At 56.1% G+C, this 12,453-nt stretch carries 9 protein-coding genes; 3 read left to right on the top strand and 6 right to left on the bottom strand.

Annotated features, from left to right (window positions below; translation table 11 throughout):
- Positions 1-101: 101 nt before the first annotated feature.
- From JQN73_RS21785 to JQN73_RS21760, 6 genes are all read right to left on the bottom strand, one after another.
- On the bottom strand, positions 102-1,310 hold the full coding sequence (locus tag JQN73_RS21785; protein ID WP_205320987.1) for a CaiB/BaiF CoA-transferase family protein: 1,209 nt from the start codon (positions 1,308-1,310) through the stop codon (positions 102-104).
- Positions 1,311-1,376: 66 nt separating this feature from the next.
- On the bottom strand, positions 1,377-2,177 hold the full coding sequence (locus JQN73_RS21780; RefSeq protein ID WP_205320986.1) for an oxepin-CoA hydrolase, alternative type: 801 nt from the start codon (positions 2,175-2,177) through the stop codon (positions 1,377-1,379).
- Entirely contained in the window at positions 2,174-3,349 is a 1,176-nt protein-coding gene (locus JQN73_RS21775; protein WP_205320985.1) for an acyl-CoA dehydrogenase family protein, read from the bottom strand. Before JQN73_RS21775 ends, JQN73_RS21780 begins: the two co-directional genes overlap by 4 nt.
- A gap of 10 nt (positions 3,350-3,359) precedes the next feature.
- Positions 3,360-4,568 carry an acyl-CoA dehydrogenase family protein gene (locus tag JQN73_RS21770; protein WP_205320984.1) on the bottom strand — a complete coding sequence of 403 codons (1,209 nt, stop codon included), beginning with the start codon at positions 4,566-4,568 and terminating at the stop codon, positions 3,360-3,362.
- Positions 4,569-4,597: 29 nt separating this feature from the next.
- Positions 4,598-5,779, bottom strand: a complete 1,182-nt coding sequence (locus tag JQN73_RS21765; RefSeq protein ID WP_205320983.1) for an acetyl-CoA C-acyltransferase — start codon at positions 5,777-5,779, stop codon at positions 4,598-4,600.
- Positions 5,780-5,905: 126 nt separating this feature from the next.
- Positions 5,906-8,059: a 3-hydroxyacyl-CoA dehydrogenase NAD-binding domain-containing protein gene (locus JQN73_RS21760; protein WP_370551279.1), complete on the bottom strand. Its 2,154-nt coding sequence runs from the start codon at positions 8,057-8,059 to the stop codon at positions 5,906-5,908.
- Positions 8,060-8,419: 360 nt separating this feature from the next.
- Here JQN73_RS21760 and JQN73_RS21755 point away from each other — a divergent pair, with 360 nt between their 5' ends.
- The 3 genes from JQN73_RS21755 to JQN73_RS21745 all read left to right on the top strand — a co-directional run bounded on the left by JQN73_RS21755 (position 8,420) and on the right by JQN73_RS21745 (position 12,341).
- On the top strand, positions 8,420-9,235 hold the full coding sequence (locus JQN73_RS21755; protein ID WP_205320982.1) for an IclR family transcriptional regulator: 816 nt from the start codon (positions 8,420-8,422) through the stop codon (positions 9,233-9,235).
- 13 nt (positions 9,236-9,248) lie between these two features.
- Positions 9,249-10,844 (top strand): class I adenylate-forming enzyme family protein, encoded by a 1,596-nt coding sequence (locus JQN73_RS21750; protein ID WP_205320981.1) that lies wholly within the window; start codon positions 9,249-9,251, stop codon positions 10,842-10,844.
- A 369-nt stretch (positions 10,845-11,213) separates the two neighbouring features.
- The gene (locus tag JQN73_RS21745) at positions 11,214-12,341 is read left to right on the top strand and encodes an ABC transporter substrate-binding protein (protein WP_240162615.1); all 1,128 of its coding nucleotides are present in this window, start codon (positions 11,214-11,216) and stop codon (positions 12,339-12,341) included.
- Positions 12,342-12,453: the final 112 nt, after the last annotated feature.

Here is a 12,453-nt window from a genome sequence, read left to right as displayed (position 1 = left end):
GGCGATTGTAAATCAAGCGGTGAAGTTGAGACGGTGAAGTTCAAACTGTTAAGTTGAAGCGGTTAAGTTGAAACCCTGAATAAGCCGCAGCAGAAGCCGGTTTACACGACCCCATCCGCTTGCAACTGTGCAATTTTCTCGTCCGACAAGCCGAGTAGCGATTGCAACAATTCGTGGGTCCCTTCGCCCAGTTGCGGCGGCGCTTTACGTACCGGTAATCGCTCGCCGTCGAAACGGTAAGGGGGTGCCAGCACGTTGATGCTGCCCACCTCAGGGTGCGGCAGCGTAGCCACCAGCCCGGCATCGGTGGCCCGCTGTGAGGTCAGCGCTTCATGCAGACCTGCGACTTCCCCGCAGGGTACACCAGCGCGGGCCAGACTTTCCAGTAAATCCTTCCGCTTTCTGCGACCAAGCTCGTACGTGAGTTGTGGGCTCAGTATGTCTCGGTTCGCGGCCCGGTTGAGGTTGGTCTTAAAACGCTCGTCGCTCGCCAGATCGGGGCGCTCGATCACCTCTGTACAAAAGCGCACGAACTGCCGATTGTTGCCGACAGTGATTACCAGCGGTCCGTCTTCGGCATGAAAAACGCCGTAGGGCACGATCGACGGGTGCGCGTTGCCATAACGTAGCGGATCCTCGCCCGTCAGGAGTGCCTCCAAGCCATAGTAGGCCGTAATCATCAGGCCACAATCGAAAAGCGCCATGCCGATGTGACGCCCCTTACCGGTTTTCTGGCGCTCGAACAGCGCTGCCAGAATTGCCTGGGCTGAATACATCCCGGTAAATAAGTCGACCGCGGCAACGCCAAATTTCAGCGGCGGTTGATCGCTTTCGCCGTTCAACGCCATCAATCCGGCCTCGCCCTGAATCACCAGGTCATAGCCGGGCCGGGTGGCTTCCGGGCCGGTGCGGTCGTAGCCGGTGATAGAACAATAGATTAACTCCGGATGATCAGCACTTAGCTGTTCGTAACCCAGCCCCAGCTTTTCGATCCCGCCAAACTTGAAGTTCTGAATAACCACATCCGACTTCGCTGCCAGATCGCGCACGATTTGTTGGCCTTCGGCGGTTTGCAGATCAAGTGTGATCGAACGCTTGTTACGATTCACGCTGTTGAAGTACGTAGTCTCGGTAGAGCCAACTCGCAGACCCCAGTCGCGGGTATCGTCACCACGTTCAGGATGCTCAATCTTAATCACTTCAGCACCCAGATCACCCAGAACCATACCGCACCAAGGCCCGGCTAAAACGCGGGAAAGATCAAGAACGCGAACGCCCGCCAACGGCAGCGTAGAATTTTTATCAGACATCAATACTCCTGAGATTGGAAACCTGCGCGCACTGAGACGCAGGAAAAAGGCGGATTGACATCAAGGTTACGTCGACTTGCCGCGTAGCGCCACGAAATCCGGCGAACGTTTAGCGAAGAAAGCAGTCATTCCTTCTGCGGCTTCGTCGTCGCCCTGAGATACCGCCATCAATTCTGCTTCCAGCGTCATTTGAGCGTCCAGATCGGCACCGTAAGCATGTCCGCAAAGCGCCTTGATGCGCGCGGTCGCGCGCGCTGGCCCCTTAGCGATGCGTGCTGCCAATACCATTGCCTCTGCCAGCGCAGCACCCTTCTCGGTGAGCCGGTTGACGGCGCCCATTGCGTGCAGACGCTCGCCCGTCATGGGCGCGCCGGTCAGGCAGAGTTCGGTCAAAATCTGACGCGAGACGAACTCAGCCAGAAATGCGGTAGCACCGCCGTCCGGCGTCAGGCCGACCTTGACATACGCCATTGAAAAGGACGCGTCACGGGCCACCACCAGCAGGTCGCAAGCCATCGCCAGCGATAAACCGGCACCGGCCGCGCCGCCTTCGACCGCAGCGATCACCGGTTTTTCGCAAGCGCGGATGGCGCGGATCAGATCGTGCAGACACGCAATTCGCTCGTGGCGTTGCGGCAACGATAATTCACGGCGGGTGGCAAGTTGCTTCAGATCCCCACCGGCGCAGAAGAAATCGCCCGTGCCTGTCAGCACAATAGCACCAACTGTCGGATCGGCTTGCGCGGCGCGCAATGCCGCCGGTAAGGCGGCATATAAGCCAGCGGTGATCGCATTGCGGGCCGCCGGATTATTGTTGGTCAGGATGAACACCGCACCTTCCTGACGGGTTAAGAGGGCGGCATTCATGCTGGCAGGGCCGAAGCGCTGGCGCTTTGCGTAGCGTCCTTGGTGGCTTTGCCGAGCGCAATATAGCGCTGCAAATGATGGTCGGCATCGCCCAGTTGATGATCAATCATGATCAGGCGCTTGGCGTAATGCGCCAGCGGCAGTTCCCAAGTCATGCCAATGCCACCATGCAGTTGAATGCTTTCCTCCGCGACCAATGTCCCGATCCGGCCGATGCTGAACTTGGCGGCAGATAGCGCGCGCTCGCGGGTCACGTGGTCTGCGTCCAAAGCGGCGGCCGCATTAATCACGGCTGAGCGGGCTTGGGCGATCTCCAGTAGTACGTCCGCCATACGGTGCTGTAAAGCCTGAAAACTGCCGATCAGCGTACCGAACTGCTTGCGCGTGCGTAGGTAATCGAGCGTCGCAGATTTGGCTGCTTCCATGGCACCCAGTGCTTCAGCGCATAAGGCCAGAACGCCGCGCCCAATCGCCCGTTCCAACGTGGCGTAGCCTTCATGTGCGGTCCCCAGCAGAGCGTCAGCTCCTAGCACAACGTCATGCAAATGCAGTTCCGCAACGCGGCCGCCATCGATGGCGGGGCAACCTCGTACAATCACACCGGGCGTTGTCGACGGCACTAAAAACAGCGAAATACCGGCCGCATCCGCGGTGGCACCCGCGCTGCGCGCTGCGACGACAAACAGGTCAGCCTGTTCGCCGTGCAGCACCACTGCCTTGGTGCCGTTTAACACCCATCCGTCGCTGCTGCGGGTAGCCCGCGTGTGCGTGTGCGCCAATTCGTAGTGGCTATCGGCTTCATCATGGGCGAGGGCAGCGATAAGTGTGCCATCGACGATCTGGGGTAACACTTTCTTTTGCGCATCATTCCCCGCTGCAGCGATGGCCTCTCCTGCCAGCACGGCACCGAGAAATGGCTCAACCACCAGCCCGCGACCCAGCGCCTCAAACACCACGGTGATATCAAAACCACTACCGCCGAAACCGCCATCGGCTTCCCTGAACAGCGCACCAATCACACCAAGTTCGGCGAATTGTTGCCAAATTTTAGGGCTGAAGCCTTGCGGTGTTTTAACTATCTGGTCACGGGTGGAAAAGCTATATTGCTCGGCGATAAAGCGGTTCAGGCTATCGTCCAGCATGCGACATTCTTCTGTGTATTCAAAGTTCATGGTCGTATCCTCACAGCCCGAGAATCATCTTGGCGATGATATTCTTCTGGATTTCGTTGGAGCCGCCAAAGATCGACAGCTTGCGATTATTGAAGTAAAGCGCCGCAGCACTGGCGGCTTCCTCGGGACCGATTGGTGGACCCTGATAGTCTTCGTGCAGCGCCTTCTCCTCGAAGGCACGCGCATATGGTCCCACCGCCCGGCGCGTCAGCGAGGAAATTTCCTGGCGAATTTCGGTGCCGCGGATCTTTAGCATCGAGCTTTCGGCACCCGGCACGCCACCGCCTGCGACCGCAGCGATCATGCGCAGGTTAGTCGTTTTCATATTTTCAAGGTCGATTTCGACGCGTGCCAGACGGGCCGCGAATAATGGGTCCTGATCGAGCGGCTGTCCGTGGCGAATTTGTTGCGCAGCCAGCTGTTTAAGCCGCGCCAAGGCGGCAACGGAAAGGCCGACACCCGCAATATTAGTGCGCTCATAGGTCAACAAATATTTGGCGCAAGTCCAGCCTTTATCTTCCTCACCGACCAGATTCTCTACCGGGACTCTGACGTTGGTGAAGAATATTTCGTTGACTTCATGTTCGCCATCCAGGGTAATAATCGGGCGCACTTCAATGCCCGGCGTCTGCATGTCGATGAGCAGAAAACTGATGCCTTCCTGTTTCTTGGCTTCACGATTGGTCCGGACGAGACAAAAAATCATATTGGCGTGTTGACCAAGTGTGGTCCAGGTTTTTTGCCCGTTGACCAGGTAATGCTCGCCCTGCGCATCGTGACCACGCGCCGCGCTGGTGTTGACGGCGGCCAGATCCGAACCCGCGCCCGGCTCCGAATAACCCTGACACCACCAGTCGGCCCCATCGAGCAGGCGCGGCAGCCAATAATTCTTCTGCGCTGCGTTACCGTATTTGATCAATACCGGTCCCAGCATATTCACGCCGAACGGCACAATCCGCGGCGCGTTGGCGAGACAGCATTCGTGCTCAAATATAAACTTTTGAATCGCGTTCCAGCCCGGTCCGCCGTATTCCTCCGGCCAATGATTCGCCAGCCAGCCTTGCGCGTTGAGAATCGCGTGCCATTCTTCCATATCGGCTTTGGTCAGATGCCTGCTGTGCGCCACCTTGTCCGACAGGCGCGCAGGCAGTCGCTCGGCCAAAAAAGCGCGGACTTCGCTGCGGAAAGCTTCTTCTGCGGGTGTGAAATTTAAATCCATCTCAATCCTCCGTTAACATTTCAAGCAATTTAAAATATTTCGAACAAGCCAGCCGCGCCCATGCCGCCGGCAATGCACATCGTCACCACGGCGTATTTGGCACCGCGCCGCCGACCTTCCAGCAGCACGTGGCCGGTCAGACGTGCGCCGGTCATGCCGAACGGATGCCCGATTGAGATCGCACCACCGTTAACATTAAGCCGTTCGTCCGGAATGCCGAGCCGTTGCTGGCAATAAATGGCTTGCGAAGCAAAGGCTTCATTGAGTTCCCATAAATCGATGTCGTCAACGGTCAGGCCGTGCCGCGCCAGCAGTTTTGGGACCGCAAAGACGGGTCCGATACCCATTTCGTCGGGTTCGCAACCAGCCAGCGCCAAGCCACGAAACGCACCTAGCGGTTGCAGGTTGGCGCGCTCAGCGTCTTTGGCTTCCATCATGACACAGGCTGAAGCGCCGTCTGAAAGTTGCGAGGCATTGCCAGCGGTGACAAACTTCTCAGGCCCATTGACGGGAGCAAGTCGCGCCAGTCCGTCATAAGTCGTGCCGCGCCGGTTGCAGGTGTCAGCATCGATCGTGACTTCGCGCTGGGAGATCACTCCGGTTGTCTTGTCAGTCAACGCCATCGTCGTGGTGCAGGCCACGATTTCTTCAAGATAGCGGCCCGCCAGTTGCGCTGCTTCGGTCTTGCGCTGGCTTTCGGCGGAAAATCGGTCCTGGGCTTCACGGCTAATGCCGTAGCGGGCCGCGACGATGTCCGCGGTGTCGATCATTGAGAGGTACAGTTCGGGTTTGTTTTTGACGATCCACGGATCCATTCCGCTGTCACCGTCCTCACGCGTTCGGATTTGCGAAATACTCTCCACGCCACCGGCGATCATGACCGGTACGCCATCGACGATAATGCGGCCCGCCGCCATGGCAATGGCCTGTAATCCGGACGCGCAGAAGCGGTTCACTGTCACCCCTGCGATGCCTAGCGGCAACCCGGCACGGATGATGGCCTGACGGGCGACGTTGCGGCCGGTGCTGCCTTCCGGATAACCGCAACCGAGGATTGCGTCCTCAATGAGCGCCGGATCGATACCCGCGCGTTCCACTGCCGCGCGCACCGCGAAGGCGGCCAGCGTTGGTCCAGCCGTGATATTGAATTCGCCGCGGTGTGCCTTGGTAAGTGGGGTGCGGGCGGTAGAAACGATGACGGCTTCACGCATGGTGTTGCTCCTTAAGGACGCAGGTACGATTATCTTGCGGATTGACTCAGTGAAAAATCTGTGCGGTATTGGTCGGCACGGTTCGGCTTTGCTTATACCCTTTTACTTATTCGTATTAATTTAGCCTTATTCGGCACTATTCAGACTGGCAAAATTAGCCCCACGTGCGACTAGTTCGACCAACAAAGGGGATGGTTGCCAGAACAACGGATCTTCCTTCGCGTAAGCCTCGATATCGGCCAGCACAGAGGGCAAACCTACCGTGTCGGCATAATGCATCGGACCGCCGCGATAACGCGGGAAACCGTAACCGTACAATAGAGCAACATCGACATCGAGTGGCCGTAGCGCGATGCGTTGATGTACCACGTTGGCACCTTCATTGATCATCGCGGCCATATAGCGGCGGAGTATTTCAGCGTCCGTAAAAGTGCGCGGCACGATCCCGGCGCGCTCGCGTTCAGTGCTGATGATCGCTTCGACCTCTGGGTTCCGAGTGCCGGTGCGGGCACCGTCAGCATACAGATAATAGCCGCGCCCGGTTTTCTGTCCAAACCAGCCGCGCTCGCACAGGCGGTCGGCGATCTGTACATAACGGGCGTTCGGATTGCGAGTAACGGCCTGTCGTTTGCGCGTAGCCCAGCCGATATCGCCACCGGCCAGATCTGCCACCTGATACGGACCCATCGGATAACCGAAATCGCGTAACACCTGATCAATCTGGTAGGGCGAGGCACCATCCTCCATCATCGCATCTGCCGCCTTACGGTAAACCGCCAGAATGCGGTTGCCGATAAACCCGTCACACACAGCGGCCCGAACCGGTACCTTGCGACATTTCTGCGCGAGGGCGAATGCGGTGGCGACAACCTCCGGTGCGACGCCTGTCGGAACCACAATCTCCAGCAACTTCATAATGTTGGCGGGGGAGAAAAAATGCAGTCCAATGACGTCCGCGGGGCGTGAAACACTGGCCGCGATAGCGTCGATATCGAGGTAGGATGTATTGGTGGCAAGAATTGCACCGGGCTTGCAGACTTGATCAAGTTCAGCAAACACCGCCTGCTTGACAGCCATATCTTCGAACACCGCTTCGATCACCAGATCAACCCGCGCCAGAGATGCGTAAGCCAGGCTGGCGCTGAAACGCGACATGGTGGCGGCCTTCGCTTCTGCGCTAAGACGGCCTTTGGCAATCAAGCCGTCGTAGACTTTTTCCACATTGGCCAGTCCTCGGGTTAACGCTACTGCGTCGCGCTCAACCATGATGACCGACAGGCCAGCATCCAGCAATGCGACGGCGATCCCCGCGCCCATCGTGCCGCCACCGACCACGCCCACCTCGGTCAGCGTTCGCGGCTGGGCGGCGCGGGTCTCCGGTGACTTCAGAACCTGCCGTTCTGCAAAGAACGCATGGATCAATCCAGCCCGTTGCGGGCTATCCATGCAGGCAACAAACAACGTACGTTCGAGTTGCAATCCATCCTCGAAGGATTGAGGCGAAGAACGGGAGAATGAGGCTTCCACCGCTTCGATAATCTTCAACGGCGAAAATAGTCCACGTGCGTTCTTTGCCGTTGCGACCCGAGCTGCGGCGATGGCCGTGGCGTTGGCCGCGCTGTCCGCCAGCGCAGTGGCATCGCGGGTGCGGCGCAATGGTGCAGCCGTCGCCAGCAATTCCTGCGCATAGGCTAAACCTTCCGCTAACGCGTCGCTGCTGCGACCCACGCGATCAATCAGTCCAAGCGCGAGCGCTTCTTCTGCACCGAGATGCCTTCCGCTCAATATCAGATCCAGCGCCGCCTTCACGCCGATCAGACGCGGCATCCGTTGGGTGCCACCCGCGCCGGGCATCAGGCCCAGCTGGACTTCAGGTAATCCCAATTTTGCGCCGGATAGCGCGAGCCGGTAGTGGGATGCGAGTGCGATTTCCAGACCACCGCCCAGCGCCGCGCCGTGGATCGCCGCCAGCACAGGCTTGCCGCAGGCCTCGATTCGGTTACATACCTCTGTTAACGACGGTGCCAAAGGCGGTTTCCCAAATTCACGGATATCCGCACCTGCAATAAAGTTGCGCCCGGCGCCCACGATTAACACCAGCTTGACGTCGACATTAGCATCGGCAGCGGCGATTGCGGCCAGCAGGCCCCGCCTGACCTCAACACCCAGTGCATTCACAGGCGGGTTATTTATCGTAACCTGAAGAATCTGGCCACTTATTATGCAAGTGACGACATCACTAGCGTTCATAGTCAATGCGGCGTCGAGTGAATTGGTCATTGTAGTTGTCTCAGATAAGTGTGGCTTTATTTATTTCGCATAGCGAAACAATGGTTCGCAAAATAAAAGCATGGAGAACAATACCCCATTTTCGATATGGCTGTAAATGATCTCGATGAAATGAAAGTGAAATCTAAATGCACGCGTGCAATGCCTGAAATTTTCTGACCGTTCACAGGAGTCGGCCGGAGCGGTTTTTTCACGCCGATTCTGATTAATGCGATTTTTATATAATTCCGCACAACGAACCAATGTTTCGCAAAATTATTGACAGTTTGGTTTTGCCTATGTAAATATGGAGCCTTATTTTTCTGCGTTGGCAATTCGCCGCGACCAGAATCACCGAAGCTGGGGCTGCATATGAAACACGAGGAACACGACATTCAGACGTTTAGCGATGACGACTCAACCAAAGATCGTCAGTTCGTGAATGCTTTGGCGCGTGGTCTGGAAATTTTGCGCTGTTTTCGACCGCACGAGGTGTATCTCACCAATACCGAATTTGCCAAGCGAACCGGGATGCCAAAGCCCACCATTTCGCGTCTGACCTATACCTTAACCAAACTCGGCTATCTGAATTTTTCGGCAGATCAAGGCAAATACCAGCTCGGCGCTGGCGTACTCGCACTAGGGTATTCGTTACTGTCGAATCTGGACGTTCGCAAGCTGGCACGTCCCCTCATGCAGGACCTGGCTGAATATTCACAATGCAATGTGGCGCTGGGAATTCGCGATCGGCTTAGCCTGGTGTACGTGGAGGCTTGCCGTGGCAGCTCGGCGGTAACCTTGCGGCGTGAAGTCGGTTCGCGCATTCCACTCGCAACCACTGCCATGGGCAAGGCATTGATGTGTGGGATGCCGCAAGCGGAACGTGATTTCCTGATGGATCACATCCGCTTACGTGATGAAGAAAACTGGCCAAAAGTTAAGGCCGGGATCGAGCAGGGTTTTAAAGATTTTCAAGATCACGGTTTTTGCGTATCGGTAGGGGAATGGGAGGCCAGCATATATGCAGTCGGCGTTCCGTTAATCGATCCCGAAGGCGAAAAAATGATGGCATTTAATTGTGGCGGCCCGGCTTTCTTATTGTCGTTGGATGCACTGATGAATGACCTTGGGCCACGGTTGGTACAGTTAGTGCGCGGCGTTGAAGTAAATATGGGACGCCATTTTTAATCTGGGAAATACGATGATTCTGGATCAAGCGAACACCCCGCTGGCACAGCTAGGCCAACGAGTAGAGGATTTGCCAGCGCGTCTGAGCGACATTGTGCGTTATTGGAACGCTGTGACGCCCAACGCGCCTGCGCTCCGCGACCGTGCCGAAATCTGGACCTACGCGGATCTGTGGAACTCGGTGGAAGCTGGTGTCACATTGCTGCGCGAAATCGCGGTGCGTCCCGGTGATCGCGTCATGCTGGTTGGTGAAAACTGTGCAGCGCAAGTAGCACTGATCTTTGCCGCGGCGGCGCTCGATGTCTGGATTGTGATCGTCAATGCCCGCCTTTCAGCGACCGAAATAGCGACAATTCGCGATCACTGTGAACCGCGCCGCACGCTTTATTTAAGCGCCTCGTCTGCCGAAGCTGACGCACATGCCCAGCGGCACTGCGCTACCTGTTCGGATGTCCGGCTGTTAGGCAAGCTAGCAGTCGGTCCACTCAACAGCGACTGTATCGCCGAACCGGTTGCTGCTGCAAACGCGGAACAGGTAGCTGCGCTGATTTATACAACCGGGACCACCGGCACGCCTAAAGGCGTCATGCTGACGCACCGTAACCTGCTATTCGTCGCAGCCGGTTCTGCCGGACTACGCCACGCTGAGGATCGGGTCTACGGACTGCTCCCGATATCGCATGTGTTCGGACTGGCCTCTGTCATGTTAGCCACACTGTATGCGGGCGCGTGTCTGCATCTGGCGCAGCGGTATTCGCCTAAGGAGTTGCTCGCTTCATTGGAACACGACGGCATTACAGTATTACTCGGCGTTCCCGCAATGTATGCGCATCTGCTGGAGCTATGTGAGAAATCTGATGTGTCACCAAAAGCGCCCAATTTGCGCTTAATGTACGCAGGCGGTTCACCGCTCGATCCAGCACTCAAGAAGACAGTTGAAAAAATGTTCGGCATGCCTCTCCATAACGGCTATGGTCAGACCGAAACATCACCCAGTGTTAGCCATACCCAACGCGGCGCGCCGCGTTCGGATACCTCGGTTGGTGAAGTCATTGAGGGCATTGAGATTCGGATTGTCGATCAAAACCATAGCGCGGTGACACCCGGTCAAACCGGTGAGTTATGGGTACGCGGCCCAAATGTCATGAAGGGCTATTACCGGGCGCCCGAATTGACGGCCAGCGTCCTGCAAGGGGATGGATGGTTGAATACCGGCGATCTCGCACGGCAGAATCCCGACGGTGCGTTGTTCATCGCCGGTCGCACCAAAGAATTGATCATTCGCTCGGGCTTTAATGTCTATCCGGTGGAAATAGAAGCGGCGCTGAATGCGCATGCGGCAGTCACGCAATCGGCGGTGGTTGGGCGACAGGTCACAAACGGCAACGAGGAAGTGGTTGCCTTTGTCGAGCTCAATCCACAACATCCGGTCTCGGTGACGGAGTTGCAAAGCTATCTGGCGAATCTGCTTTCGCCCTACAAATGTCCGTCCGAGATTATTGTCATGCAGTCGTTACCCGCAGCGGCCACAGGGAAACTGTTGAAGGGTGAATTAAAAAAAATGGCCCAACAGACGTACGATGGCAAACAAATCGGCAATAAAAAATAGCGAAAAAGAAGGAATGTTTGAGAGCCGATCGAATACTGTCATCACAAGATCACCGTAAATAATTAAAAAAATCGACAAAAAAAGCGACAAAAAAAAGCCACAAAAATAGTAACAAAAAGAAGCAAAAAGAAGCAAAAAGAAGCAAAAAGAAGCATCCGTAACAAGTCCAGATAGTACGAAAAAAGCATACCAACTAACAAACACAATGCGTTGGCAGGAGTTCGCCAGCGCCAATCAGAAAGAGCGTGTGCGTCCGGCAACGGACGTGACCGTATTAATCAACAGAGTGGGGTGGAGACAATGCAAAAAACAACTAAACAGATAGCGCTTTCAACGCTATTTCGCACATTACTATTTTCAGGCATCGCAATGGGCGGCTTCGGTGCGGGGGTTGCGCATGCCGATGAGCTATTGGTTGGCGTCGAAGTACCCTTAACGGGAACGCTGGCGCGCGTCGGTTCCGGCATGCAAGAGGGGATCATGGTAGCTGCCGACGTCTTCAATAAGGCCAATACCAAACACAAAATAAAACTGATCACGATCGATGACGAATCGGCCCCCGCCAAAGCAATTGCCGCAGTTGAAAAGCTTGCCAGTCAAGGTGCGCTGGCAATTACGGGCGGCTACGGCTCCAACAACATTGCACCGGCGGCAGACGCGGCCAGCAATCTTGGACTGGTGTATGTCACCTCCGGCGGGGTTGATGACAGCCTGGTCAATAGCGGTCGCAAGACATTTTTCAGAATCAATAACACCGCCGGCTATCAAAAAGCGTTGCTCGGTCTATTGAGCGACATGAATGCCAAGTCGGTGTCGATTATTTATTCCACCAAAGAAGCGCCTGCCGGTCTGGCTAAGGACCTGCAGGCCAGTTTGAAAGCCAAAGGTGTCGTCGTGGTTGCGCACCCGTTCGACCCCGCGATCACCGATTTCAAACCGATTATCAATAAGGTGAAATTACAGGATAAATCTGAAATCGTCACCATGGTCGGCTATGAAAACGATTACGTCGGCATTCTTCGCGCGGCACGGGTGTTGAAACCGAACGTCAAGGCAATGATTGGTGTCTGGTCATTGGCCACACCTAAAATGGCGGCCGACTTTCCGGATTTGATGCCCAATGTTTACGGCACCGCGGTGCTACCTTTCCCGGCGACGTTCAAGACCGCCGACGGCAAAGCTTTCGACGCTGCGTATCGGGCTATATACAAGAAAGAGCCGGACTATCTGGGGCAGTTTGGCTATGTCCAGTCGATGTTGTTGTTTGAGGCAATGGCACGCGCAGCCGACAAAGGCACGCTGAAGAAAAACGGCATCGCCGAAGAGATGCGTAAGACTGACCGCGAGACGCTGATTGGCCAGGTCAAATTTGGCAGCAACGGCGACAACCAGAACTTCAGTCAGCACATGGGACAGCATCAAGGCGGCAAGGTCGTGATTGTCTGGCCGCAGGAAGCGACAACCGGCAAGATCAATTTCCCCGGCGTTCCCTGGTAATCCGCTGCTAAGTAAAAGCGCTTAGCGGTGAGGGCGGCGGCAGGCTTGATGCCTGAAGCGAAATGACCTTGAGCGAGCGGTAATGTTACCAAAAGCGGTTACAACAAACCGC

Origin of the sequence: Glaciimonas sp. PAMC28666 (assembly GCF_016917355.1) — a bacterium.
Taxonomy (GTDB): Bacteria; Pseudomonadota; Gammaproteobacteria; order Burkholderiales; family Burkholderiaceae_D; genus Glaciimonas.
Note: the sequence above shows the minus strand (reverse complement) of the source record. Positions and strands in the feature narration are given on the sequence as shown.